The 25,172-nt window shown below is 69.5% G+C and carries 22 protein-coding genes and 1 riboswitch; of the genes, 12 read left to right on the top strand and 10 right to left on the bottom strand.

Annotated features, from left to right (window positions below; translation table 11 throughout):
• Window positions 1-15: 15 nt before the first annotated feature.
• The 9 genes from mraY to O3I_RS11845 form a co-directional block, all read right to left on the bottom strand.
• Entirely contained in the window at window positions 16-1,092 is a 1,077-nt protein-coding gene (gene mraY, locus O3I_RS11885) for a phospho-N-acetylmuramoyl-pentapeptide-transferase (protein ID WP_014983158.1), read from the bottom strand.
• Window positions 1,089-2,594, bottom strand: coding sequence for a UDP-N-acetylmuramoyl-tripeptide--D-alanyl-D-alanine ligase (locus O3I_RS11880; RefSeq protein WP_014983157.1), 1,506 nt, complete (start codon window positions 2,592-2,594; stop codon window positions 1,089-1,091). The genes mraY and O3I_RS11880 overlap by 4 nt, the downstream gene beginning before the upstream one ends.
• Window positions 2,591-4,234 (bottom strand): UDP-N-acetylmuramoyl-L-alanyl-D-glutamate--2,6-diaminopimelate ligase, encoded by a 1,644-nt coding sequence (locus O3I_RS11875; RefSeq protein WP_051066574.1) that lies wholly within the window; start codon window positions 4,232-4,234, stop codon window positions 2,591-2,593. The genes O3I_RS11880 and O3I_RS11875 overlap by 4 nt, the downstream gene beginning before the upstream one ends.
• Window positions 4,235-4,319: 85 nt before the next feature.
• Window positions 4,320-6,212: a peptidoglycan D,D-transpeptidase FtsI family protein gene (locus O3I_RS11870; protein WP_424769569.1), complete on the bottom strand. Its 1,893-nt coding sequence runs from the start codon at window positions 6,210-6,212 to the stop codon at window positions 4,320-4,322.
• Window positions 6,209-6,994 (bottom strand): hypothetical protein, encoded by a 786-nt coding sequence (locus O3I_RS42560; protein WP_014983154.1) that lies wholly within the window; start codon window positions 6,992-6,994, stop codon window positions 6,209-6,211. The genes O3I_RS11870 and O3I_RS42560 overlap by 4 nt, the downstream gene beginning before the upstream one ends.
• 315 nt (window positions 6,995-7,309) lie before the next feature.
• Window positions 7,310-8,299 carry a 16S rRNA (cytosine(1402)-N(4))-methyltransferase RsmH gene (gene rsmH / locus O3I_RS11860; RefSeq protein ID WP_014983153.1) on the bottom strand — a complete coding sequence of 330 codons (990 nt, stop codon included), beginning with the start codon at window positions 8,297-8,299 and terminating at the stop codon, window positions 7,310-7,312.
• A gap of 196 nt (window positions 8,300-8,495) precedes the next feature.
• Window positions 8,496-8,927 (bottom strand): division/cell wall cluster transcriptional repressor MraZ, encoded by a 432-nt coding sequence (gene mraZ / locus O3I_RS11855; RefSeq protein ID WP_014983152.1) that lies wholly within the window; start codon window positions 8,925-8,927, stop codon window positions 8,496-8,498.
• A gap of 504 nt (window positions 8,928-9,431) precedes the next feature.
• The gene (locus tag O3I_RS11850; RefSeq protein ID WP_014983151.1) at window positions 9,432-9,857 is read right to left on the bottom strand and encodes a DUF3040 domain-containing protein; all 426 of its coding nucleotides are present in this window, start codon (window positions 9,855-9,857) and stop codon (window positions 9,432-9,434) included.
• A gap of 147 nt (window positions 9,858-10,004) precedes the next feature.
• Complete coding sequence (locus tag O3I_RS11845) at window positions 10,005-10,445, bottom strand: SAV_6107 family HEPN domain-containing protein (protein ID WP_041562568.1); 441 nt, start codon at window positions 10,443-10,445, stop codon at window positions 10,005-10,007.
• A gap of 145 nt (window positions 10,446-10,590) precedes the next feature.
• Here O3I_RS11845 and O3I_RS11840 point away from each other — a divergent pair, with 145 nt between their 5' ends.
• From O3I_RS11840 to O3I_RS11820, 5 genes are all read left to right on the top strand, one after another.
• Complete coding sequence (locus tag O3I_RS11840) at window positions 10,591-11,223, top strand: GNAT family N-acetyltransferase (protein ID WP_014983149.1); 633 nt, start codon at window positions 10,591-10,593, stop codon at window positions 11,221-11,223.
• A gap of 7 nt (window positions 11,224-11,230) precedes the next feature.
• Complete coding sequence (locus O3I_RS11835) at window positions 11,231-12,796, top strand: phytoene desaturase family protein (protein ID WP_014983148.1); 1,566 nt, start codon at window positions 11,231-11,233, stop codon at window positions 12,794-12,796.
• The gene (locus O3I_RS11830; RefSeq protein ID WP_014983147.1) at window positions 12,793-13,773 is read left to right on the top strand and encodes a carotenoid biosynthesis protein; all 981 of its coding nucleotides are present in this window, start codon (window positions 12,793-12,795) and stop codon (window positions 13,771-13,773) included. The genes O3I_RS11835 and O3I_RS11830 overlap by 4 nt, the downstream gene beginning before the upstream one ends.
• Window positions 13,774-13,829: 56 nt before the next feature.
• Entirely contained in the window at window positions 13,830-14,603 is a 774-nt protein-coding gene (locus O3I_RS11825; RefSeq protein WP_014983146.1) for an LppM family (lipo)protein, read from the top strand.
• A 379-nt stretch (window positions 14,604-14,982) separates the two neighbouring features.
• Window positions 14,983-16,122 (top strand): glycosyltransferase, encoded by a 1,140-nt coding sequence (locus O3I_RS11820; RefSeq protein WP_014983145.1) that lies wholly within the window; start codon window positions 14,983-14,985, stop codon window positions 16,120-16,122.
• Window positions 16,123-16,431: 309 nt separating this feature from the next.
• Here O3I_RS11820 and O3I_RS11815 read toward each other — a convergent pair whose 3' ends face one another.
• The gene (locus O3I_RS11815) at window positions 16,432-17,172 is read right to left on the bottom strand and encodes a hypothetical protein (RefSeq protein WP_014983144.1); all 741 of its coding nucleotides are present in this window, start codon (window positions 17,170-17,172) and stop codon (window positions 16,432-16,434) included.
• A gap of 298 nt (window positions 17,173-17,470) precedes the next feature.
• Window positions 17,471-17,565, top strand: a riboswitch (SAM riboswitch).
• Between the two features lie 259 nt (window positions 17,566-17,824).
• Between O3I_RS11815 and O3I_RS11810 the strand changes: the two genes are divergently transcribed.
• The 7 genes from O3I_RS11810 to O3I_RS11780 are packed head-to-tail and all read left to right on the top strand — an operon-like array spanning window position 17,825 to window position 25,169.
• Entirely contained in the window at window positions 17,825-18,832 is a 1,008-nt protein-coding gene (locus O3I_RS11810) for an amino acid ABC transporter permease (RefSeq protein WP_014983143.1), read from the top strand.
• Window positions 18,829-19,596 (top strand): amino acid ABC transporter ATP-binding protein, encoded by a 768-nt coding sequence (locus tag O3I_RS11805; RefSeq protein WP_014983142.1) that lies wholly within the window; start codon window positions 18,829-18,831, stop codon window positions 19,594-19,596. The genes O3I_RS11810 and O3I_RS11805 overlap by 4 nt, the downstream gene beginning before the upstream one ends.
• Window positions 19,596-20,570 carry an ABC transporter substrate-binding protein gene (locus O3I_RS11800; RefSeq protein WP_014983141.1) on the top strand — a complete coding sequence of 325 codons (975 nt, stop codon included), beginning with the start codon at window positions 19,596-19,598 and terminating at the stop codon, window positions 20,568-20,570. Before O3I_RS11805 ends, O3I_RS11800 begins: the two co-directional genes overlap by 1 nt.
• A 4-nt stretch (window positions 20,571-20,574) precedes the next feature.
• Window positions 20,575-21,681: an LLM class flavin-dependent oxidoreductase gene (locus O3I_RS11795; protein ID WP_014983140.1), complete on the top strand. Its 1,107-nt coding sequence runs from the start codon at window positions 20,575-20,577 to the stop codon at window positions 21,679-21,681.
• Window positions 21,678-23,297: an ABC transporter substrate-binding protein gene (locus O3I_RS11790; protein WP_014983139.1), complete on the top strand. Its 1,620-nt coding sequence runs from the start codon at window positions 21,678-21,680 to the stop codon at window positions 23,295-23,297. The genes O3I_RS11795 and O3I_RS11790 overlap by 4 nt, the downstream gene beginning before the upstream one ends.
• A gap of 2 nt (window positions 23,298-23,299) precedes the next feature.
• Entirely contained in the window at window positions 23,300-24,310 is a 1,011-nt protein-coding gene (locus O3I_RS11785) for an ABC transporter permease (RefSeq protein ID WP_014983138.1), read from the top strand.
• Complete coding sequence (locus O3I_RS11780) at window positions 24,303-25,169, top strand: ABC transporter permease (protein WP_014983137.1); 867 nt, start codon at window positions 24,303-24,305, stop codon at window positions 25,167-25,169. Before O3I_RS11785 ends, O3I_RS11780 begins: the two co-directional genes overlap by 8 nt.
• Window positions 25,170-25,172 lie beyond the last annotated feature (3 nt).

Here is a 25,172-nt window from a genome sequence, read left to right as displayed (position 1 = left end):
TCGACCATCGCTAGTTCACCCGACCGCAGAGAGATATTCGCTGTAGAACAAACCGAGTCCGACCGCGGAAGCTATCGCGGCCAATAGCCAGAACCTGATGATCACCGTAGTCTCGGCCCATTTACTGAGTTCGAAGTGATGATGGAACGGCGCCATCTTGAACAACCGGTTGCGCGTGGTGCGGTACACCGCCACCTGCAGCACCACCGACAGCGTCTCGGCGACGAACAGCGCGCCGATCACGATCATCAGCAGTTCGGTGCGGGTGGTGATGGACAGGCCGGCCAGCAGGCCGCCGAGCGCCAGCGACCCGGTGTCGCCCATGAAGATCTTGGCGGGCGCGGCATTCCACCACAGGAAGCCGACGCAGGCCGCGGCGCCCGCGGCGCACACCAGCGCCAGATCGAGCGGGTCGCGCACGTTGTAGCAACCGGTCTCGGGCTTGGTCTCGCACGCGTGGTAGTACTGCCAGAACGTGATCACCACGTAGCCGCCGAGCACCAGGCTCATCGAGCCGGCCGCGAGCCCGTCCAGCCCGTCGGTGAGGTTCACCGCGTTGGACCAGGCGACGACGACCAGGCAGACAAACACCAGGAAGACGACGACACCCATGGTCACCGTGCTGATGTCACGCACATAGGACAGATGCCTGCTCGCCGGGGTGAGCCCGCTCGCCCCGCGGAACTGCAACGCGAGCACGCCGAAGACGACGGCGGAGGTCAACTGACCGAGATACTTGCCCGCGGCGGTGAGGCCGAGATTGCGCTGCTTACGGATCTTGATGAAATCGTCGACGAAGCCGACGCCGCCCAGCGCGGTGGCCAGACCGAGCACCAACAGCCCGGAAGCCGACGGGCCGTCGGCGTTGTAGCCGATGCCGATCAGGTGCGAGCCCAGATAACCGGCCCACATGCCGATGATGATCGCGACACCGCCCATCGTGGGCGTGCCCCGCTTGGCCTGATGACTGGCCGGGCCGTCGACTCGGATCTCCTGGCCGAAACCCTGCTTGGCGAACATCTTGATCAGCAGTGGGGTCAGCAGAATCGAGACGGCGAGCGCGATCGCCGCCGCGAACAGAATCTGTCTCACTCGAGAGCCTCCGCCTTATCGTGGTCGCGCTCGGTGTTGATCAGGTGTTCGGCGACCTCCCAGAGGCCCACCGACTTCGACGCTTTCACGAGCACCACGTCGCCGGACTCGATTTCGTCGTCGAGCAACGCGATGGCGGCGCCGATATCGGGCACCAGGATCGACTCCTCACCCCATGAGCCTTCCATCACGGCTCCCTGGTGCATCGCGCGGGACGGCCTTCCGGACCCGACGACGATGAGCCGGTCCACGTCCAGGCGCACCGCGAGCCGCCCGATCCGGTCGTGCTCGAGCACGGATTCCTCGCCCAGTTCACCCATTTCGCCGAGCACCGCCCAGCTGCGCCGCGGGGTTTCGCCGGACCGCGCCATGGTGACCAGCGCCTTGAGCGCGGCGCGCACCGAGTCGGGGTTGGCGTTGTAGGAGTCGTTGACGACGGTGACCCCGCCGGCGGTGGTGCGCACGTCCATGCGCCGGGCCGACGCGGCGTGCGCGCCCGACAGCGCGGCAGCGATCGCGTCGAGTTCGGCGCCGCATTCCAGGGCGACCGCGGTCGCGGAAAGCGCGTTGCCGACCTGATGTTCGCCGTGCACCGCCAGCCGCACCGCCGCGCTGCCCGCGGCGGTGTGCAGGATGAAACCGGCGCGCGCTTCGTCGTCGAGGCGAACGTCGGTGGCCCGGATATCGGCGCCCTCGGAAAGCCCGACGCGCACCACCCGCGCGGTCGTGCGCGCGGACATGGCGGCGACCTGCGGGTCGTCGGCGTTGAGCACGGCCAAGCCGGTCGGCGGAAGCGCCTGCACCAGTTCGCCTTTGGTCTTTGCGATGGCTTCGCGGCTGCCGAATTCCCCGAGATGCGCGGTGCCGACATTGAGCACGACGCCGATCGCCGGCGGCGCGACCTCGGCGAGCGCGGCGATATGCCCCGGCCCGCGGGCCGACAGCTCGAGCACCAGGAACCGGGTCTCGGCGTTGGCGCGCAACGCCGTCCACGGATGACCCAGCTCGTTGTTGAACGAACCGGGCGGGGCGACCACGGGGCCGAGCGGCGCGAGCACCGCCGCGAGCAGATCCTTGGTGGAGGTCTTGCCGGACGACCCGGTCACCCCGATCACCGTGAGACTGCCTGCCGCGGTGAGGCGTTGCACGCTCGCGCGCGCCAGGTCGGCCAGCGCGGCCAGCACCGCGGCGCCCGATCCATCCGAATCCCCGCTCAGCGCAACCGAACTCGACGGCACCGAGCCGGGGTTCGGCGCGACCACGATGGCGGGCACTCCCACCGGGCGCGCGGCGAGCACGGCGGTCGCGCCCGCGGCGATCGCCGCGTCCGCGTAGGCGTGGCCGTCCACGTGCTCCCCCGGCAGGGCCAGGAACAGATCGCCGGAACCGATTCGGCGCGAATCGAATTCGACCGAACCGGTCACCCGCACCTCCGGGTCGGGTACGTCGTGCAGCGTGCCGCCCACGACGTCCGCGATCTCCCGCAGTGTCATCTCGATCATGAAACCGTCAAGTCCTCCGCGTCCGCGCGCTGCGGACTTCGCCTGTCCAGTGCCGCCGCGAGCACGTCGCGATCGTCGAAGGGGTACTTCACGCCCTGGATCTCCTGCCCTGTCTCGTGGCCCTTGCCCGCGACCAGCACCACGTCGCCGGGCTGTGCCCAATTCACTGCCGCCGCAATGGCTTCGGCGCGATCACCGAGCTCGAGCACGGTACCCCGCGCGGCCTCGGGCAGTTCCAGCGCACCCGCCCGCAGCGCCGCGCGGATGCTCGCCGGGTCCTCGCTGCGCGGGTTGTCGTCGGTGATGATCAGCAGGTCGGCGTGCGCGCCGACCGCGCCCATCATCGCGCGCTTGCCCGCGTCGCGGTCGCCGCCGGCGCCGACCACCACGGCGAGCCGCCCCGGCGCGTCCGGCGCGTCGTCCGCGAGATAGCCACGCAGCGTGGCGATCACCGATTCCAGCGCGGCGGGCTTGTGCGCGTAGTCGACGATCGCGAGGAAGTCCTGGCCGCGCTCCACCCGCTGCATCCGGCCCGGCACATCGACGGTCGCCAGCGCGGGCGCGGCCACCGCGGCGTCCACCCCGGCCGCCGCGCAGATCGCCACCGCGAGCAGGCCGTTGGCCACGTTGTAGCGGCCGGGCAGCCGCAGCCGCACGTCGACGGTGCCGTCCGGCCCCGCCGCGGTGAACTCCTGCTCACCGCCGTGCGCGCTGATCGCGCCGTCGAGCGACCAATCGCTGGCCGCGACGTGCTCCGGCTCGGCGGGCGCGTCCGGACCGGACGCGCGCAGCTCGACGGTGGACACCGTGACCGGCGCGTCGAGCCCGTCCGCGAGCCGGCGCCCCCACTGGTCGTCGACGCAGACCACCGCGGTGCGCGCGGCGATCGGCGAACTCGGCTCGAACAGCCTGCGCTTGGCCGCGAAGTAGTCCTCGAAATCGGCGTGGAAGTCCAGATGGTCCTGCGACAGATTGGTGAACGCGCCCACGGCGAACCGCACGCCGTCCACCCGGCCGAGCGCGAGCGCGTGGCTGGACACCTCCATCACCACCGCGTCCACGCCCTGTTCCACCATCAGCGCGAACATCGCGTGCAGCTGCGGCGCCTCGGGCGTGGTCAACGCGCTCGGCACCCGCCGACCGCCGATCCGGGTCTCGATGGTGCCGATCAGCGCGGTGGACCAGCCCGCGGCGGCCAAGCCCGCCTCCACCAGGTACGAGGTGGTCGTCTTACCCGACGTGCCGGTGATGCCGACGATGCGCAGGCGCTCGCTCGGATTGCCGTAGACGGCCGCGGACAACTCGCCGAGCACCGCGCGCGGGTTCTCCCGCACCAGCACGGGCACCTCCAGCGCCCCGGCCAGCTCGGCGCCCGCCGCGTCGGTGAACACCGCCACCGCGCCCCGCTCGACCGCGTCGCGGGCGAACCGGGCGCCGTGCGCCCGCGCTCCCGGTAACGCGACGAACAGGTCACCGGGCAGGACCGCCCCGGAGCGCTGTTCGATGCCGGTTACAGACACCGCGTCCACCGGCCGCGCGCCGCTAGGCTGTGCGCCGACGGCGGATGCCAACGCGGCCAGCGGCGTCACAGGGGGCTGGGCGGGCCGCAACGTACGCGGTTCACCGGACTGCACAGAAATCAGGCTCCTCTCGGCGGCGACGATCGACGTGTCAGGTTACCGGCGACCGATCACAGCGCGACAAGCACGGTCTTTACCGGAGGCATTACCCGGCTTGCAGGACAAACTTCTTGGACGGTTCCGGCGACGGCGGAATGCGGTCGCGCTGCAACGCCCAGGAGGCGATGCTGTGGAACAGCGGCGCCGCCGACTGTCCGCCGCTGCCGTCCGAACTGCGCACCGGGTCGTCGAGCATGAGGCCGACGACGTAGCGCGGATTGTCCGCCGGGGCGATGCCCGCGAAGGTGATGTAGTAGCTGTCGCTGGAATAGCAGTGGCAGCGCGGGTCGGTCTTCTGCGCCGTGCCGGTCTTGCCCGCGATCTGGTAGCCCTCGACCGCCGCCGACGCGCCGGTGCCGTTCTGGTTGGCGTTCATCGGGTCACGCTGGGTCACGGCCTGGAACATGGTGCGCAGCGTGGCCGCGGTCTGCGGGCTCACCACCCGGATGCCGTCGGGCTGCGGCTCGTCGCTGCGCTTGCCGTCCGGCCCGATCTTGGCCTTGACGATGCGCGGCGGAATCCGCACACCGTCGTTCGCGATGGTCTGGTACATGCCGGTCATCTGCAACGTGGTCATCGAAAGTCCCTGCCCGATGGGCAGGTTCGCGAAGGTGCCGCCGGACCACTGGTCCCGGGCGGGCACCCGCCCGCTGCTCTCGCCGGGCAGGCCGACCCCGGTGCGCTGGCCGAGGCCGAACCGGCTGAGCATGTCCGCGTACCGATCCTCGCCGACCCGCTGGGCCAGCATCAGCGTGCCCACGTTGGACGAGCGGCCGAAGATGCCGGTGGTGGTGTACGGCGCGACCCCGTGCTCCCACGCGTCGTTGACGGTGACGCCGGCCATCCGGATGCTGCCCGGAACCTGGTGCACCTCATCGGGCGTGGTCAACCCGTACTCGATCGCGGCGGACGCGGTGACGATCTTGTTCACCGAGCCGGGCTCGAACGGCGCGGTGACCGACGGATTGCTCATCCCGGCCGAATCCCAGGTGGAGGCAGGCAGTTGCGGATTGAAGGTGTTGTCGTTGGCCATGGCCAGCACCTGACCCGTCTTGGCGTCGAGCACCACCGCGGAGGCGCCCTGCGCGCCGGACATGTCCCTGGCCTGCTGCACCTGCTGTTGCACGTAGTACTGCAGATCCGAGTCGATGGTCAGTTCGACGCCGTTGCCGTTCACGGCGTTCTGCTCGTCGCGCCAGCTGCCCGGAATGACCGCGCCGTCGGAACCGCGGTCGTAGGTGTGCGAACCGTCGGTGCCCGCGAGCACCGAGTCCAGCGACGATTCGAGGCCGATCTGCCCGTGCCCGTCCCAGCCGGTGGCGCCGATCACGTTGGCCGCCAACGACCCACCGGGATACTCGCGCGGATACTGCGAGTCCACGCCGACCTCAGGGAACTGGGTACGGATATCGGCGGCGATCCGTGGGTCGACACCGCGTGCCAGGTACACGAACGTTTCGTCGCTGTGCAACTTGGCGAGCAGGTCCGCTTCCGACGGACCCGACTTACCGAGCAGGTCGTGCACCGTCTTGGCGATCGCCCTCAGCCGCTCCTCAGGGTCGGGAGCCTTGGCGCTCTTGGCTTTCGCCTCAGTGAGCCGTTTACGGACGATCACCGGCTGGAAAGTCAGTTCCTTCGCCGCGACGGTGAACGCCAGCGACTTCCCATTGCGATCCGTGATCGGCCCGCGTACCGCGTAGTCGGGCTCCTTCGTCACGCGCTGGTCGGCCGCCTGCGCGGAAAGACTTGGCGCCTTGATGGTTTGGATCTGCAACAACTGCAACGCGACCACCCCGAGGGCGAGCAGCATGGCGATCCGGCCGGCCCCGAGGCGCCGGCGCAGCGGCCCACCCTTGCCGGGCCGGGCGGGGCGGGACCGTGCGGTCCGGGCCGGACCAGGCCCGCGGCGCTGACGCGGTGCGGGCCTGGTCTGCGTCACCGTTGGCCTCCGTCACCCGGAAGTGTTTGCGGCTGTGGGTTTTCCAGCAGCGCCTGGGCCGGATCGACAGGCTGGGGCGAGGTTTCGGCCTGCGGCGCGACCGGCACCGGCGACGGCGGCACCGGGCTGGCGGGCACGGGGCTCACCGGCGCCGCGTTCGCCTGAATATTGGTGCCGGGAGCCGGAAGTGGGGCGGCGGGCGGCGTAGTCGTCACCGGCACCACGCGCTCACCGCGCGCCTGGGCATTGTTCGCGGGCGGCGGTACCGGCGCGGAGGGCGAAACGTTCAACGGCGGCACCGGCGGCCCCTCCGCCGGCGTGGGCTTGCCGATCACGGTCACGGTGCCGTCCGGGGCGACCACGATGCGGGCCGGATCCTTGGCCGGGATCATGCCGAGCTCGCGGGCGCGGGCAGCCAGTTCGGGCGCGGAATCCGCGCCCTCCACCTCACGCTGCAGGGCCGCGCGCTCGTCGGCCAGGCGCTTGTTGGTGGCGCGGATGTCGCCGAGCTGGTAGCTGTCCTCGGCGGCCCGGGTGGTCAGCAGCAGCGTCAAGGCCAGGCCGCAGCCCAGCAGCGCGATGATCGCCACCACGAACGGAATGCGGGTGGCCATGACCGAACTCGGCCGCAATGGCAGATCGGGTGCGTCCGAACGGCTTTCGGCGCGCGTCCGGCGCCGTGCGTAGGCCCGCTGCGCGGCGCCCGACTTCACCCGCTCGGACTCGTGCGCCCGGCGCGCGATGCGCCCCGGCGTCTGAACGGTCCGCGTCCGAATGCTCATGACTGCGCCTCGCTGGCGCTCAGCTCCATCATGTGCATGGCACGCTGGCACATGATTCGCTCACTTCGTTCTCTCATGTTCCTGTCCCCTCGAGAGTCTGTGCGGGACGTCCGGCCTCCCTTGTCCAGGCCCCGCACCCGGTCCGCCGGAAGACGACAGCGGCTGCGTGTCTCTCCCGGCCTCCTGCGATCGATGCGGGACGGACCCGCATCGGCTCAGCCGAAGGAGCGCACGCCTGGACGTGTCTCGATCGGCCACGTGTCCATGTGGGCCATCCGCGCTCGGCCACGAGGGCAAGCGCCACGGGTACGCGTCTCATCCCCGCTCCTGGATTCGCTCTGCGGCGCGCATCCGAACCGGAGCGGCGCGCGGGTTCTCCTCGATCTCCGCCTCGGTCGCCTTCTCGGCGCCACGGGTCAGCATCCGGAATTCCGGTCCCATGCCCGGCAATTCGACGGGCAGATCCACCGGCGTCCGGGAGGCCGCGCGCGGCGCGAACTCCTGCTTGACCACCTTGTCTTCCAGCGACTGATACGACATGACGACGATCCGGCCGCCCACCCGCAGCGCGTCCAGGGCCGCGGGCAGCGCGGCGCGCAGTGAATCGAGTTCGCTGTTGACCTCCACCCGCAATGCCTGGAAGGTGCGTTTGGCCGGGTGCCCGCCGGTCCGCCGGGTCGCGGCCGGGATCGTCGCGTAGAGCAGTTCGACCAGCTCGGCGCTGGTGGTGAACGGCTTCTGCTGGCGACGGCGCAGCACCTCGGAGGCGATCTTGCCCGCGAAGCGTTCCTCCCCATAGGTTTTCAGCACCCGGGCCAGGTCGCCGTGACTGTAGGTATTGAGCACGTCGGCCGCGGTGGGGCCGGTGGTCGGGTCCATCCGCATGTCCAGCGGGGCGTCGATCGAATACGCGAAACCGCGGTCGGCCTCGTCGAGCTGCATCGACGACACACCGAGGTCCATCAGGATGCCGGAGACCGAGCCGGCGGCGCTCAGGCCCGCCTCGCTCAGCGCGTCGGCGATGCCGTCATATCGGGTGTGCACCAAGGTGATTCGGTCGGCGAACGGCGCGAGCCGGTCACCGGCCAGTTTCAGCGCCGTGGTGTCGCGGTCCAGCCCCACCAGCCGCAGGCCCGGGTAGGTGCGCAGGAAATGTTCGGCGTGCCCGCCTAACCCGAGGGTCGCGTCGAGGTAGACCGCACCCGGCTCGGTGAGCGCGGGACCGAGCAGCGCATCGGCGCGGCCGAGCAGAACGGGAATATGGCGAGGCTCACGCGGGTCGTCCAGGTGCTGTCCATGGTTCACCTCGACCTCCCGGGATCTGCCTCGCTTCGTCGCGCACCGCGCACGGGTCGCCTTGTTCCGCAATGCTTTTGCATAAGAAACCGTTGCCGGAGACGAATGCCCCGTGGTCTCTGACCGAGCCGCGGCACCTGGCGTCGGGGAAGTACGTCAGGGTCCGCGTCCGGGCAGAGGCCGCGCGGCACTCGTTCGCTCGGGGCTAGAAGATTCCGCCCAGCGACTCGTCTCTCGCTTGCGAGAAGTCCTCCTCGTGCTCGGCGAGGTAGGAGTCCCACGCCTGCTTGTCCCATATTTCGAGGAAATCGACCGAGCCGATCACCACGCAATCCCGTTGCAGATTCGCATAGCGACGATGTTCGGCCGACAACACGATCCGGCCCTGCGCGTCCGGACGCTGTTCATCCGTACCGGCCGCGAGTGCCCGGACGAACGCGCGGGCCTGCGGGTTACTCCGAGACGCCGCCGCGGCTCGCCGGGCGAGCGCGGTGAACTCTTCTCTGGGGTACACGGCAAGGCTGTGGTCCTGACCCTTCGTGACCATCAACCCTCCCGCCAGATCGTCTCGAAATTTCGCAGGCAACGTGAGTCGCCCCTTGTCGTCCAAGCGAGGTGTGTAGGTACCGAGAAACAACTCGATACCTCCCTAGTCGATCACCTCGATGGTCGGCCTTTCCTGTGGTGCGCGCTCCACATTACCCCACTTTCCCCCACTTTCAATCGAAACCGCCGGTGATCTGGCTCCCCGGTCAGATGATTCCGCAGGTCATCCCAGCTATCACCCAGGTGGAGAACTTTTTGCGTGTTCTGCCGACACGCACGGTCCGCCTGGACAAACGTCCGGAAACACTCAGCAAACACCCCAGGTACGGTCCGGCTCGGCCGATGATGGGGCGATGTGGGGGAACCGCGTGGGGCGGTGTGGGGAATCTTGGTGGGGCGAGGTGGGGGATCTTGGTGGGGCCAGGTGGGGAACCTTGGCGGGACCGGGTGGGGAACCAACCGCGGACGCGAGACGGCGACGCCGCACCTCGTCGGTGCGGCGTCGCCGTCTGTGCTGAAGTTGTCAGGCTACGAGCAAGCCGTTCGTCGCGGTGGGTGCGCATCGCATGATCCGCACCGAACCCGCCGGCGAGCGCTACTCCTGCTCGAATCGGCGCCGGAAGCGATCTTCCATGCGCTCGGAGAAGCCGCCCGACTTACGTTGGCGGCTACGCCCACTCGGTCCGCTGCCCGGACCACCGGGAGCGGCGTCGCCGCCGGACCGATCGCCCTTGGTGATGCCCTTGGATCCGCCGAGCAGCAGGAGCACGCCCGCGGCGAACATCACGATGAATCCGACCAGACTGATGATCGGAAAGCCGCCCGGCTTCACTGGAGCAGCGATGCCGGCGACGAGTAGAAACAGACCAAGGACGAACAGGGCCGCGGCCTGGAGTCTGCGACGACTCGAGGTCGAGCGAAGGCGTCCGCCGCGGACGGACGACGCGAACTTCGGATCCTCAGCATAGAGCGCGCTCTCGATCTGTTCGAGCATGCGCTGCTCGTGCTCGGAGAGTGGCACGGTACCTCCCCCGGCACTAGGCGTGGCTGTCGCCTCCGGGTAGGCGACTGATAGCCGACCTTGGCGGCTATCTGTCACCAATGATACGAGTTCGATCAGGGGCGTACCACCTAGTCGACCATAACTATGCGGTCGTGCCGCCTGTCACTATCCGGTCAAGCCGCCCGTCCAGCCCGGCGCGGGTCGCAAACGGGCTGATGCGGACAGCAGATCTTCCACGTCGTGCAGGAATGCGCCTACCCGCGAAGAGAACTCGTCGGCCTCGTCGTCGTCGACATCACGATCGAGTCCGGCCTCCAGCGCGGCGCGCAACTCCGAGCGCGAACTGAAGTAATCGGCCCACATCGTGAACTCGGGCGCGGCGCCCTGCATGAGCACCCACGCGTTGCGCGAACGCGCCCGCGGCGCGTTGTCCGCTCCGGTGAGCGCGATCACCGCGCCCGCGCCCCGCAGCGCGGCGAGATAGGCGGTGCGGAATCGTTCCCGCGGGTCTCGCTCCCCCGCGGCCTGCATGAGCAGGCCATCCGCTCGTTTCAGGAGCTTGCCCGCACGACCGGGCTGCCCCGGATGTTCGATCCGACCAGACATCTCCGGAGTCCCTTCACGACCTGAGCACCTGGAGCCAACACAGCCTTGGTGTGACCGAACAGGTATTCGAACGTTTGAATTGAGATTGAATATAGAGACGCCCACCGACAAACTTCCGCGCCTGCGCTGTGGACCGACGAGAGTTATGACCGCCGTCAAGCCCAATCACACTCCCGCACCCGTCGTCGTCGACCTCTCCGTCGCGACCCTGCGCTCCCGGCTGCACGATGCGCTGGCGGTGTACGTCGCGGCGATGGACTATCCGCGCGGCACCGAACACCATCGCGCGCCCATGTGGACCGAGCACACCACCCGGGCCGGGTGGCAGGCGGTCGCCGCGGTGGTCCCCGAGGATTCGGGCGAGGTCGACCTACGCTCGGCGCCCATCGTGGCGATCGCCTACGGCTACCGCGGCGCGGCGCACCAGTGGTGGCACCAGCAGGTGCACAGCGGGATGCGGCGCTCCGGCTGGCCGGAACACTCTGCGCGCGAACTCCTTTCGGACTACTTCGAACTGACCGAACTGCACGTGCACCCCACCGCACAGGGTCGCGGTATCGGCGCCACGCTGCTCGAACGGCTGCTGCGCGACCGCACCGAACAGGCGGTGCTGCTGTCCACACCCGAGGTGGACCGGGAGGACAACCGGGCCTGGCGGCTGTACCGGCGCCAGGGATTCGGCGACGTGGTACGGAATTTCGTGTTCGCGGGCGACAACCGGCCCTTCGCCATCCTCGGCCGGCGGTTGCCGCTCTACGGGACGACCGAGCAGCCGTGAGGGTCACGTGACGGTCATCGTCGTAGGTTCCGGCCACAACGCGCTGGTCGCCGCCTGCTACCTGGCGCGCGCCGGACACGCGGTCGAGGTACTCGAACGCGACGACGTGCTCGGCGGCGCGGTGTCGACGGTCGAACGGTTCCCGGGCCATCTGATCGATCGGGGATCCTCCGCGCACATCATGATCCGGCACACCGGGATCATCGAAGAACTCGAGCTGGCCGACTTCGGGCTGCGCTACATCGACTGTGACCCATGGGGTTTCACCCCGGCGACCGGCGACCGCGCGCCCTTGGTCTTCCACCGTGATCTCGACGCCACCTGCGCGTCCATCGCCGCGGCCTGCGGCGACCGTGAGGCCGCGGCGTACCGGCGGTTCGTCGAGGTCTGGGGTCCGCGCAGCGCCCGGGTGATGCGCGCGTTCGGCGGCGGGCCGACACCGGGCCGGCTGGTGCGCTCGTTCTGGGGGCTGGACGCGAAGAACGGCGGCAGCGCGCTCTCCCGCGAATTCCTGCAGTCCGGTGATGCCCTGCTGGACAGCTACTTCCAGGACGAACGGCTCAAGGCGTCGCTGGCCTGGTTCGGCGCGCAGTCCGGGCCGCCGATGTCGGAACCCGGCACCGCGCCGATGGTCGGATTCGCCGCGCTGATGCACACGCTGCCGCCGGGGCGCGCAGTCGGCGGCAGTGGTGCCCTGGCCGCGGCGCTGGTCGCACGGCTGCGTTCGGACGGCGGCGTGGTGACGGCAGGCGACGCGGTGACCAGCCTGCGCCGCACCGGCACCGGCTGGCGGGTGCGCACCGCCGCGGGCCGAGACCTGCACGCCGACAAGGTGATCGCGGGCACCCACGTGCTGACCACGCTGGACCTGTTGGGCGACGGCGGGTTCGACGCGGCGGTGCTCGAGGATTGGCGGCGGCGCATCCGGGTCGGCCCCGGCATCGGCATGGTGGTGCGGGCAGCCACCAGCGGGTTGCCGCACTACCCCGGCAGTTCCCCCGGCGAATCAGCCCGGGGCCTGCAATTTCTCGTCTCCGATCGCAGGCAGCTGCGGCTCGCGCACGGCGCGGCCACCGCCGGTGACCTGCCGCCCCGCCCGGTGGTGCTGGCGATGAGCTTCAGCGCGCTGGACCCGAGCATCGCGCCGCCCGGCGAACATCAGCTCTCGCTGTGGGCGCAGTGGCATCCCTACCGGCTGGCCGACGGCAGCGCGTGGGCCGCGCACGCGGAACGCGAAGCGGATCGGATCATCGCCGAAGTCGACTCCTACGCACCGGGTTTCACCGGCTCGGTGCTGCGTCGCCACGTGCAGACGCCGGTCGATCTGGAGCGGGAGATGGGTCTGCTCGGCGGCAATGTGATGCACGTGGAGATGTCGCTGGACCAGATGATGCTGTGGCGGCCGCTGCCGGAGCTGTCCGGGCAGCGGGTACCCGGTGCGCCCGGCCTGTATCTCACCGGCGCGTCCACCCACCCGGGCGGCGGGGTCTCGGGGGCGAGTGGTCGCAGCGCGGCCGCTTTGCTGCTGCGCGATCAGCGGCGCAGCCGATTCGCGTTGCCGCGCAGGCGATGAACGGGCCGGCCGAGGCGATGACGGGGCAGCAGGCAAAGGCTCCGGTCGTCCCACCCGTCGCGGTGACACCGGATCCCGGCGCAACCTCGGCAGCACAGACCGAGGCACTCGGCACCGCAGTCCGGCGCACGGCACGGTTCCTCGTGCCCGCCGCGTGCGCTGTCCTGCTGGTGCTCGCGCAGATCAGTTATCCGCTGACCTCGGGTACCGGCCGCGATCGGGTCACCGTGGTTGTCGTTCTGCTTTCGGCGGGTACAGCACTGGTGCACGCGACGGCGACCCGGGGGCTCCGGTTCGCGCTCGGGTTCGCGGTGATCGTGTCGGGGCTCGGGCTGCTCGCCGAGATCGTCGGCACGGCAACGGGTTTGCCGTTCGGGTGTTACGCCTACGCGACGGACCGGCTCGGGCCCGCGCTGAGCGGGGTGCCGCTGGTGGTCGCGCTGGCCTGGACCGGTGGGCTCTACCCGGTGTGGGTGGTGGCCGGGCTGCTGGCGCGCGGCCCGGCGCGGCGGATCGGGCTCACCGCGATCGGCGCGGTCGGCTGGGATCTGTTCCTCGATCCGCAGATGGTCGCCGACGGACAGTGGACCTGGTGCGCCACCGACGCGGGACTGCCCGGACTCGCGCACATCCCCTACACCAACTACCTCGGATGGTTCGGCGTGGCGCTGGTGATGGGCGCGCTGCTCACCGTCTGGGACCGCCGCACGGCGGCGTATGCGGGGCTCGACACATTGTCAGCAGGGCTCGACAGGACAGACCCCGGATCGGACCCCGAGACCGACGTGCTGGTGCCCGTCGCGGTGTTCCTGTGGACATGGCTCGGATCCGCGCTCGCGCACGCGGTGTTCCTCGGACTGCCCTACTCCGCCTGCTACGGCGGAATCGGGCTCGGTCTGCTCGGTGTTCCGCTGCTCCTGCGATACCGTCGGCCGCACGAAAAACGAGGCCTGCGCGCCGGCCGCACAGCCCGATGAACCTCGTTCCGCCCGTCGCGTGGGCATCTGGACGAACGGCCTGGCACGATGTCTGCGTGCAGCCGAGTCCCGTCACCACGATCCCCGATGCCCCGGTCCTACCGTCGCCGCGGACGCCCCGCCTCGCCAGGCGTATCGCCGCGGCCGTCTTGCTCACGGCATTGCTGGTTCCGGTCCTCGCGGGCTGCCTGCGCGTGCAGGTCTCGATGGGTGTCTCGTCCAACGATCGGGTCTCCGGACGGATCGTCGCCGCGGTCGTGCCGACCGACCCCAAGGACAAGGGCCCGCAGTTGAAGGCCCCCGATTCGCTCGCCGCGAAGGTGCGCGTGGAGCCCTACAGCCAGGACGGCTACCTGGGCAGTCAGGTGTTCTTCGAAGACATGTCCTTCGGCGAAGTCGCCCAACTGGGCCAGCTGTCCGAACAGACCCAGGGCATGTTCCAGTTGCAGTTCCAGCGCACCGGCGACCTGGTCAGCCTCAGCGGCCGGGTCGACCTGAAATCCGTGCCGCCGCACGGCTCCGACGTCCAGTTCACCGTCGCGTTCCCGGCCCGGGTCGCCAAGACCAACGGCAACCGCGAAGGCGACAACATCGTGTCCTGGAAACTGCCGCCCGGCGACGTCTCCACCCTGCGCGCCGAAGTCAGCTACGCCGACCCCAACACCCGCTCCTTCGCGGGCTGGGCAGGCATCGTCGGCGGCATCACCCTCGCGGTAGCCGCGATCATCGCCGCCATGGCCTACATGGACCGCAACCCCGCGGCCCCCGGCGCCCCGACCGGATTCTCCTGGAGCCGCTGGTGGCGCACCGTCAAACAGAACCGCTGGTAGGCCTGGAAGGGTTCGCCGGCACAGGGTTGCTCGGTGACAGCCGGATCACCTTGCTCCGGTTACCGACACACGCGGCCGGCATGGCGATATCGCCGGCGGCAGCGAGGTGCGGTGTGGCGGCTGCCGGAGTGGCCGTAGGCAGCCGGATCACCCTGCGACGAATAGCAGCACAGGCGGCCGACCTGCGGATTTCACTGTCACCGGCGGAGACCACTGCGGCGGGTGTCCCTACCGGAGTCGCCGGAGAAGGCCGGAGTGCCGCGCGGCACTCGCTGGAACCGGGCGCCGATACGGTGGAATCGCTGGATTCGGCGAGAACGGGTGCGGGGCAGTCGATGCTGCGGAAGGTTGGGTTGGCTTGCGGCGGTTGACGGGACGTATGGCCGACGTGGGGGCGTTGCTGACTTCGGTGGGGAGTGGGGTGGCCCTGGTCGGTGCCGGGATTGCGGCGTACAACTGGGTTACTGTGCGGCGGTTGACTGCTCAGGCGGACAGTGTGATCGAGCCGGTGACCGTGTGTGTTCCGGCGCGCGACGAGGCGACGCGGCTGCCGGGGTTGCTCGCGGACCTGCGGGCGCAGCGTGGGGTCGCGCGACTGCGGGTATCGGTGCTCGACGATGCGTCGACCGACGACACCTACGGCGTGGCGTTCGAGGCGGCGGCGGGCGATCCGCGAATCACGGTGCTGCGCAATGACACCGAGCCAGCGGACGGGTGGACCGGCAAAGCGGCGGCGTGCGCGCGGCTGGCCCAGGACGTGCGGACACCGGTGCTGGTGTTCCTCGACGCGGATGTGCGGCTCGCGCCTGACACCATCGCGGCGGCGGTCACCGAACTCCGCCGTCGCCGCGTCGCGCTGCTGTCGCCGTGGCCGTTCCAGCGGGCCGAATCCTTCGCCGAAGCGCTGGTGCAGCCGCTGCTGTGCTGGTCGTGGGCCGCGTCGCTGCCGATCACCGTCGCGAATCGGAGCCTGCGCCCGTCCACCGCGGTGGCCTGCGGACAGTTCCTCGTCTTCGACACCGCCGCCTACCGCGCCGTCGGCGGGCACGGCGCGGTAGCCGCGAGCCCCACCGAGGATCTCGACCTCGCCCGCACCCTGCGCCGCGCCGGTCACTCCACCGCCCTCGTCGCGGCGGGTCCCCTGGCCGCCACCCGAATGTACCGGGACGCAACCGAACTCGAAGCCGGGTACATCCGCTGGCTGTGGTCCGCCTACGGCGGCACGGTAACCGGCGGCTCTCTTATCGGAACCCTTGCCGCCCTGGCCTTTTGGGTCCCACCCCTGGCCGCCCTCCGCGCCCGCACCCGCCGCACCGGCCTGCTCGGTTACGCCGCCGCCATAACCACCCGCCTCCTCGCCCGATCCCTCGAGCGCGGCGCACCCCCCACCCCCACCGACCTCGCTGCGGCCGCGACCCACCCCCTCGCCGTCGCCACCTACCTCCGCCTCTGGGTTCGCTCCCACCACACCCACCGCCGCGGCCGCCTCGAGTGGAAGGGCCGCCCCCTCCCCACCTGATCCCCGCACCCTTTGTGTCGTACGGCGTGTCGAGTTGGGCGGTTACTCGCTGACCTGCCGGGTGCGAGAACGCAGAACAGTGCGGAAACTCAGCGCACCGCACTGAGCCCCACAAGGCCGCGCCATGGTTGGACACCATGCTGCGCGCTCGGCCATGGGTGCGCAGTCCCCGATGCGGAGCGACACCGTCGAACTCGACTCGTCACGTTGGCCACGGAGCGTTTTCTGATCTGCCGCACCCCTTTTGCGTTCCCGCACCCGCTGTGCCATGGCAGATCCGGTGCGGGAAGGCAGAAGGGGTGCGGGAGTTCAGGGGACTTCGGTGATGCCTACGGTGGGGAGGAAGAGGCAGGTGTCGGTGCCGTTTTCGACCGTGCCGAAGACAGCGGCCAGGACGGTGCCGGAGCCGGTGTCGACCGGGACCGCGCGGATGCCGCCGACCGGGAGTGCGGCGGCGAAGAAGTCTTGGACGGCGCGTTCGGCGAGGGGGCGTAGGGCGGGCGGAACCTCCGGGGGCACCATCGCGCGGAAGACATCCGAAAGCGAACCCATCGACGCCATGCCCCCGCGCCCGGTGGTCACGTTCATCCAGGCGACCCGCATCCCGCCGGTGTCCACGCTGTCGCGACCGAGCCCATACGGCATGAAGGTGAACATGGTCTGCCCCGCCTTGACGGCGGACATGTCGATCCCGGGCAACGTGATCGCCGTCTTCGGCCACGGCCCGGGCACGGCCCCCGCCACCGCCGGCGCCAACCCCAGCGTCGTCCCTTCCGAGCAGAACGCCGCCGCCGTCGGATACAGAAACGGCTGCATCCCGAACGCCCGCAACCCATCCACCGCAGCCTGATAAGTCCCGAACAGATCCGACGCCGTCGTCCCGGACTGACCGGCCCGACCCCCGGGCGGAACAGGCGCAACCGAAGCCTGCGGCGCGGCAGCAGGGGACGCGGCGGGGTCAGGGGTGGCGGCGGCTGGGGCGGTCGCGGCAAGGGTCAGGGCACAGGCCGCGGCCGCGGTGAGCATGGTGAGGCGGTGTGCTGCGGCCACAGGGACCTCTTCTCATCGTCGACACGACCGGGAGATGAACGGTACTCCGGCAAACGTCGGCACCACGAGAAATACGACATCGCTACCTTCTGGCGTGTCGTGCGCACTCCCCGTCCCGCGGCCCGCTCCACCGCGCCCCCGCCACGCTCAGCGCATGTTCGGCTATTGGTTATAGCGGGGGGTGGGCAGGGGCGGCAAGGTCTACGCTCACGGTGATCGGTTTCCTTGTGTCGGGGTTTGCGTGCTGGGCATGATAATTCGGCTCGACCCTGGCATCGCCCGATGTCCGGATCGGCGTCAACCATCCAGAGCGACCGAGAGACCTGGCTCGTCGACGTCGCAGCAACCCCCCGGTTCACCGGGTGCGGGTGCTTCCGCCGGGACCGATGGAGGAACCGAAGTGATCAGCTCTGCTGTCCGCAGTACCCGGTGGGGTCGCCGGCATATCGATCAGTGCAAGGTGACCGCCCAGAGCTGTCGGGGCTGACCCGCAGCCAGAGTGTGCACCCGTCGCTGGCCGGGTGATGCGACCGGCGCCCGACGCGGCGCGGTCACGTTCGTTCTTCCGAAGGACCCCGACCATGAGTGAGCGCAGCGAGCGACCAGCTGCCATGGCCGTCGAGACGCCGCCGAACCTCGGCGGGGTGGCGTCATGAGTGCGTCCACCGCCCCCGAAGCTCTGACCGGCGAAACCACCGTGGACGCGAAAGCACCACGCGCCGAACACGAATCCCTGTCGCAGACAGCCGCCCCGACGGTGGCCAAACCCTGGCATCCGTGGCGGTGGGTGATCAGCGCGATCGCGTTGATCCTGCTCGCCCAGTTCGTGCACGGCCTGGTGACCAACCCCGGCTGGGATTGGCCGACGTTCGCGAAGTACATCACCGCGAAATCGGTGCTGTCGGCGCTGCGGGTGACGTTGGAGCTCACCGCGTGGGGTACCGCGCTCGGCTTCCTGCTCGGCACCGCGCTGGCCATCGCGCGCCTGTCGAACAATCCGGTGCTGCGGGTGATCTCGTGGTGCTACATCTGGGCGTTCCGCTCGATTCCGCTGATCGTGCAGCTGCTGTTCTGGTTCAACATCGCCTACCTCTACCACACGCTCTCGGTCGGGATCCCGTTCGGCCCCGCGTTCTTCACGTTCGAGGTGAACGGCGTGATCAGCGGTTTCACCGCGGCGGTGATCGGGCTCGCGCTGCATCAGGCCGCGTATTCGGCCGAGATCATCCGGGCGGGCATCATCTCGGTGGACGCTGGTCAACTGGAAGCCGCTGCGGCGTTGGGTATTCCGCGGGTGCGACAGTTCCGCACAATCGTGGTCCCGCAGGCGATGCGGTCTATCCTGCCGAACGCGACCAACGAGGTGATCAGCCTGTTCAAGGGCACCTCGATCGTGTCGGTGATGGCGATCGCCGAACTGTTCTATCAGGTGCAGGTGATCTACGGCCGCAACGGCCGGGTGGTGCCGCTGCTCATGGTCGCCACCGCCTGGTACATCGTGCTGACCACCGTGTTGTCGGTGGCGCAGTTCTACATCGAACGGCACTACGCGAAGGGCGCGCAGCGCACGCCGCCACCGTCGCCGCTGCAGCGCGTCCGGCTCAAGCTGCGCGAGATCGCCGAATCCGGTTCCGCCGCACCCCGAGGAGCGACTCGATGACCGCCGCCACCGCCGTCGAGGTCCGCGGCGTCCGTAAGTCTTTCGGCGCGCACGAGGTGTTGCGCGGTATCGACCTGACCGTCCGATCCGGCGAGGTGGTGACGGTGATCGGCCCGTCCGGTTCGGGCAAGTCGACGCTGCTGCGGGTGATCAATCATCTGGAGTCGCTGGACGCGGGCACCGTGCACATCGACGGCGAGTTGATCGGCTATCGCCTGCGCCGCAACACTTTGCACGCCCTGCCCGATCGGGAAGTGCGAAAGCAGCGCTCCCGCATCGGTTTCGTCTTCCAGCAGTTCAATCTGTTCCCGCATCTGACGGTGCTCGACAACGTCACGCTCGCACCGCTTTCCGCGCAGCGCCGCGACCGCAAGGAGGTCGAGGCCGAGGCGCGGGTGCTGCTGGACCGGGTCGGCATCGGCGCGCTGGCCGACGCCTACCCGCGCACGTTGTCGGGCGGTCAGCAGCAGCGGGTGGCGATCGCGCGCGCACTCGCGTTGCGCCCCCGCGTGATCCTGTTCGACGAGCCGACCTCGGCGCTCGATCCGGAGTTGGTCGGCGAGGTGCTCGACGTGATCCGCGATCTCGCGCAGGGCGGCACCGCGCTGGTGATCGTCACCCACGAGATCGGCTTCGCGCGCGAGATCGCCGACACCGTCGTGTTTCTCGACGCGGGCGCCGTGGTGGAGCAGGGCCCGCCCGCGGCCGTGCTCGACCATCCCGAACATCCGCGCACCCGCGCGTTCCTCTCCAGAGTCCGCTGATGAACAGGTATCCGATGAAGCTTTCCGCTCTGGCCACCGCCGCCGCGACCGCCGTCGTGCTGCTGGCCACCGGCTGCACCGATCCCGAGGCGGAGTCGCAGACCCAGCCCGCCGGTGCGATCTCGTTCGATCTTTCGGCCGCCCAGACCGGCCGCGTCCGCGCGCACAAGGTGGACAGCATCGCCGCCGAGGTGCCGCAGGCGATCCGGGACCGCGGCACGCTGGTGGTGACCGGCGCGTCCGGCACCGCGCCGCCGCTGCGGTTCTATGCCGACGACGACAAGACCGTCGTCGGCTCGGAGGTCGATTTCGCCTCCTTGATCGCCGATATCCTCGGGCTGAAACTCGATGCGCAGGTGGCGGATTGGTCGCAGAACTTCGTGCGCATCGATTCCGGCGAGGTGGACGCGTTCATCTCCAACGTCACGGTGACCGAGGAGCGCAAGGAGAAGTACGACTTCGCCACCTACCGCAACGACACGGTCGCGCTGGAGGTGCCCAAGCAGAGCACCCTCGACTACCAGGACCGGAAGAGCTTGGCGGGCAAGCGGATCGGCGTGGGCACCGGCACCAACCAGGAGCAGTTGCTGGTGAAGTGGAACGAGCAGAACCGCGCCGAAGGCCTGGCCCCCATCGACATCGCGTATTTCCAGCAGGTCAGCGACTACTACCTCGCGCTCGCCTCGCAACGGCTGGACGGCTACATCGGACCGAATCCGACGGCGATCTATCACTCCAGCACGGCCAACCAGACCAAGATCCTGGCCACCTTCTCCGGCGCGGGTGAGGTGCTGCAGGGCGAGATCGCGGTACTCACCAAGAAGAACACCGGGCTGGTCACCGCGATCCAGCACGCGTTGAACTACGCCATCGAGCACGGCACCTACCAGCAGGTGATCGATCGGTGGGGCCTGAAGTCCGAGCAGGTCAGCGAGTCCCGGATCAATCCGCCCGGCCTGCCGAAACAGCGGTGATCGCATGAAGTTCCTCTTGTTCACCCTGGTCACTCGCGTTCCCGACCCGACGACCGGACGGCTGCCCGGCACCAGGGAACGCCTGTTGAACGTCGTCGAACAGGCAAAGCTGGCCGAGGATCTCGGCTACGACGGGTTCGCCGTCGGTGAGCGGCACGAGGATCCGTTCCTCTCGGCCGCACCGCCGGTGATCCTCAGCCACCTCGCCGCGGTCACCTCGCGCATCACGCTGTTCACCGCGGTCACCACGTTGAGCCTGCTCGATCCGGTGCGCGCGTTCGAGGACTACTCGACGCTGGACAACCTGTCCGGCGGGCGGCTGGAGCTGATCATCGGCAAGGGCAACGGGGCCGCGCAAGCCGAGCTGTTCCACGTCACCACCGACGATCAGTGGGACCGCAATCGTGAAGGCTACGAATTGTTCCGGGCGCTGTGGGACAGCGACAGCGTCACCTGGTCGGGCCGGTTCCGGCCGGAACTGAAGGACGCCAAGGCCTTACCGCGACCGTGGCAGCCGCGGGTCCGGATCTGGCACGGCAGCGCGACGAGCCGGGATTCGGTGGAACTCGCCGCGCGCAACGGTGATCCGCTGTTCTCGGCCAACGTCACCTATTCGATCGAACCGTATGCCGAACTGGTCCGGTATTACCGGGAGCGCTGGGCGTTCCACGGGCACGATCCGGCCGCGGCCCTGGTCGGTGCGGGTACCGCGGGATTCCATGTGGCGCGCACGTCGCAGCAGGCCAGGGACACCTACCGGCCGATCTTCGAGGCGCGACTGGCGTTGGCGCGCAAGCACGGCCTGCCGATCGTGTTCGAGACGCTCGACGACTTCCTCACCCGCAGTTCGGCTCTGGTCGGCAGTCCGGAACAGGTGATCGACAAAGTGGGCAGGCAGCACGAGCAGTTCGGGCACGAGGTGATCCACCTGTCCGCCGAACGCGACGGCCGCCCCGAGATCGACTACCTGGACGGCCTCGCCCTGTTCCAGACCGAGGTGGCGCCGGAGCTGCGCCGTCGAATTCCCAGCCGCCCCTTGGCCACCGGCACCGCCGATTTCGACCCGCGTGACGTGCTTGTCCGCGCCGATACTTCTGGAGTTACCCCGTGATCCGATCCCGCCCCCGACTCGTCGCGCTGGCAGGCGCATTGGCCGCGGCGACCACGCTGGCCGCCTGCGGCACCGATGCGGCCGCACCCGGCGGCGACGCCGGTCCGCCGCAGCCGGGCGGCACCCTGCGCTACGGCTTGTCCCAGGCGCCGACCTGCTCGGACCCCGCGCAGGCGGGCACCAACCAAACCCTGTACGTGACAAGGCAGATCGTCGATTCGCTGACCGATCAGGACCCGAAGACCGGCGAGCTGAAGCCGTGGCTGGCACAGAGCTGGGAGGTGAGCCCCGACGCGAAGGTGTTCACCTTTCATCTGACCGACGGCGTCACTTTCAGTGACGGCACCCCGCTCACCGCGGATTCGGTCAAGCAGACCTTCGATTCGGTGCTCCGGCTCGGGTCTGCCAAGGCGCCGCTGGCAGGCAGCTATCTCACCAACTACGTGGGCACCACGGCCGTGGACGAACTGACCGCGCGAATCGAGTTCAGCAAGCCGAACGCGCAGTTCCTGCAGGCGTCCTCGACCACCCAGCTCGGCATCCTGGCCGCGGCCACGACGGCGAAGCCGGCCGAACAACGCTGCCTCGGCGACAATATCGGCAGCGGGCCGTTCACCTACACGAACTACCGGCAGGACGCCTCCGCGACGCTGGCGAAGCGCACCGGCTACCAGTGGGGTTCGGCCGTCTTCGCGCATCGCGGCGAAGCCTATCTGGACAAGATCGAGTTCACGGTGGTGCCCGAATCCGGCGTGCGCACCGGCAGTCTCGCCTCGGGACAGCTGGACGCGATCAGCGATGCGCTGCCGCAGGACGCACCGCAGCTCGAGGCGACGGGTGGCCGCATCCTGAGCACCGCGAATCCCGGTGTGCCGTTCGGCTTCCAGACCAACGTGACGCGCGGTCCGCTGCGTGATCCCGCGGTGCGCCAAGCCCTGCTGCCCGCGATCGACCGTAAGCAGTTGGTGGACACCGTGCTCGGGCCGCAGTTCAAGCCCGCGACCAGCGTGCTGGCCAGCAGCACACCCGGCTACCGGGACTTCTCGGCGCGGCTCGCCTACGACCCGGCGAAGGCCAAGGCCCTGCTCAATCAGGCGGGCTGGGTACCCGGCGGCGACGGCATCCGTGTCAAGGACGGTGCGCGCCTGTCCTTCTCTGTGCTGTTCAGTCAGGTGTTCGCGGGCAATCAAGCGATCATCGAGCTGGTACAGCAGCAGCTGCGCCAGATCGGCGTGGAACTGAAGTTGGACCTGGTGTCGATCGCCGAGACCACGGCGCGGCAGGGCACCAAGGATTTCGACGCCAGCTATGGCAACACCACCCGCGCCGACGGCGATATCCTGCGCACTTCGTTCGGTCTGGACGGCCGTAACCTGAATGCGCGCGAGGCCATTCCGGCGCTCGACGACGCTTTGAACGGGCAACTGAGCACCGCGGACACCGCTACGCGCAACACCCTCATCGGCACCGCCCAGCAGCAGGTGCTCGACGCGGGCCTGTTGATTCCGACGGTGGAGCTGTCCCAGGCGATCGGTGCGAGCAGCACCACCCAGGATCTGAAGTTCGAGGCCTCGGCCCGGCTCCAGTTCTTCGACACCTGGCTGAGCGGGCGGTAGCGATGGCGCGCTACCTGGCTTCGCGGGTCCTGCAGGCGATCTGGGTGCTGTGGGCGGCGTTCACCATCTCGTTCGTGGTGCTGTATCTGCTGCCCGCCGACCCGATCTCGATCGCGGCCGACGGCGCCGGTGCGGGCACCCCGGTGGACAAGGCCGCCATCGCCGAGTTGCAGGCCCGTTACGGGCTGGATCGTCCGCTGTGGGAACAGTATTGGACCGCACTCGGGCATGCGGTGCGCGGCGATCTGGGCCATTCGATCGTGACCGGGCAGCCGGTCACCGGCGCGATCGGTGACGCGTTGCCCGCGACACTCGAACTGGCCGGGCTCGCCTTGCTTTTCGCGACCGTCGGCGGGGTAGCGCTGGCTCTGGTGGCCGGTTACACCCGGCGGCCATGGCTGCGCAGCACGCTCGGCGCGCTGCCGTCACTCGGCGTATCGGTGCCCACCTTCTGGACCGGATTGCTGCTGTTGCAACTGTTCTCGTTCCAGCTGCGCTGGGTTCCGGCGTTCGGCGGCCACGGGATCGCGGGCACCATCCTGCCCGCCCTCACCCTCGGCCTGCCGATCGGCGCGGTGATCGCCCAGGTGCTCACCGCCGGGCTCGAATCGACCTGGCGGCAGCCGTTCGTCGACGTGGCACTGGCCAAGGGCGGCTCGCGCTGGTGGGTGCAGCGCAAACACGTGCTGCGCCCCGCCAGCGTGCCCACCTTCACCATCGCGGGTGTGCTGGTCGGCAACATGCTCGCGGGCTCGGTGGTGGTGGAGACCGTGTTCGCCCGGCAGGGCGTGGGACGGCTCACCCAGACCGCCGTGCTGGCACAGGACATCCCGGTGGTGCAGGGCATCGTGCTGCTCACCTCGACGGTGTTCGTCACCGTGAACCTCGCGGTGGACCTGCTGTATCCGCTGCTCGACCCGCGGATCGCCGCCCGCTCCCGGCGCGCGGCCGCCCCGGCGGAACCGCCGCGCCGCACCACCGAGACCCCGGAGGTGGTCGCGAACCATGGTTGATGTCCTCGAGGAGGGCCGCCGCGCCGCCCTCCCCCGGCTGCGCCGACCGGCGCTGCGCTGGAAGTGGTTGCGCGACAACGCGGTACTGCTGCTGTCCGGCGTGGTCGCGCTGCTCGCGGTCGGCTGGGCGTTGTTCCCGTCGGTGTTCGCGAGCGGCGATCCGCTGACCGGCGTGCCCGCGCAGAAATTCCAGAGCCCCAGTGCCCAGCACTGGTTCGGCACCGACAATCTCGGCCGCGACCTGTACACGCGGATGGTGCACGGCGCCGGACTCTCGCTCACCGCGACGCTGGCCGCGGTGGGTATCGCCCTGGTCGCCGGGTCGATCCTCGGCCTGCTGTCCGGTGCGGCCGGCGGCCTCGTCGACACCGTCGTCATGCGCGTTGTCGATGTCCTGCTGTCGATTCCGGCGCTGCTGCTTTCGCTGGCGCTGGTCACCGCGCTCGGCTTCGGTACCCGCAATGTGGCGATCGCGGTGGGGGTTTCGCTGGTCGCCAACTTCGCCAGGGTGCTGCGCTCCGAAGTGCTGCGGGTGCGGCAGGCGGCGTTCGTCGAGGCCGCGCGGGCGGGCGGGGCCCGCTGGCACACCGTGCTGCTGCGGCACGTGCTGCCCAACTCCTACCAGCCGGTGCTCGCGCTGGCCGCGGTCGAGTTCGGTATGGCGGTGCTCGCGGTCTCGGCGCTGAGCTTCCTCGGCTACGGCGCGAAACCGCCCACCCCCGAATGGGGCTCGCTGATCTCGGAGGGCCGCAACTATCTCGCCACCGCGTGGTGGATGACCACGCTACCCGGCCTGGTCATCGTCGCGGTCGTGCTCGCTGCGCAGCGCCTGGGGCGCGCGGCAGGAAGGAACGAATAACTC

The sequence above is a fragment of the Nocardia brasiliensis ATCC 700358 genome (assembly GCF_000250675.2).
In the GTDB taxonomy this organism is placed as follows: Bacteria; Actinomycetota; Actinomycetes; order Mycobacteriales; family Mycobacteriaceae; genus Nocardia; species Nocardia brasiliensis_B.
This window is presented reverse-complemented; position numbering and strand designations above follow the sequence as displayed.

What these genes read in the sequence shown, in the direction of transcription:
- O3I_RS11785 (WP_014983138.1), top strand. Translation starts at nt 23,300, where the DNA reads ATGGCGCGCTACCTGGCTTCGCGGGTCCTGCAGGCGATCTGGGTGCTG.
- O3I_RS11810 (WP_014983143.1), top strand. Translation starts at nt 17,825, where the DNA reads ATGAGTGCGTCCACCGCCCCCGAAGCTCTGACCGGCGAAACCACCGTG.
- O3I_RS11880 (WP_014983157.1), bottom strand. Translation starts at nt 2,594, where the DNA reads ATGATCGAGATGACACTGCGGGAGATCGCGGACGTCGTGGGCGGCACG.
- O3I_RS11805 (WP_014983142.1), top strand. Translation starts at nt 18,829, where the DNA reads ATGACCGCCGCCACCGCCGTCGAGGTCCGCGGCGTCCGTAAGTCTTTC.
- O3I_RS42560 (WP_014983154.1), bottom strand. Translation starts at nt 6,994, where the DNA reads ATGAGCATTCGGACGCGGACCGTTCAGACGCCGGGGCGCATCGCGCGC.
- O3I_RS11840 (WP_014983149.1), top strand. Translation starts at nt 10,591, where the DNA reads ATGACCGCCGTCAAGCCCAATCACACTCCCGCACCCGTCGTCGTCGAC.
- O3I_RS11780 (WP_014983137.1), top strand. Translation starts at nt 24,303, where the DNA reads ATGGTTGATGTCCTCGAGGAGGGCCGCCGCGCCGCCCTCCCCCGGCTG.
- O3I_RS11800 (WP_014983141.1), top strand. Translation starts at nt 19,596, where the DNA reads ATGAACAGGTATCCGATGAAGCTTTCCGCTCTGGCCACCGCCGCCGCG.
- O3I_RS11830 (WP_014983147.1), top strand. Translation starts at nt 12,793, where the DNA reads ATGAACGGGCCGGCCGAGGCGATGACGGGGCAGCAGGCAAAGGCTCCG.
- O3I_RS11795 (WP_014983140.1), top strand. Translation starts at nt 20,575, where the DNA reads ATGAAGTTCCTCTTGTTCACCCTGGTCACTCGCGTTCCCGACCCGACG.
- O3I_RS11845 (WP_041562568.1), bottom strand. Translation starts at nt 10,445, where the DNA reads ATGTCTGGTCGGATCGAACATCCGGGGCAGCCCGGTCGTGCGGGCAAG.
- O3I_RS11820 (WP_014983145.1), top strand. Translation starts at nt 14,983, where the DNA reads ATGGCCGACGTGGGGGCGTTGCTGACTTCGGTGGGGAGTGGGGTGGCC.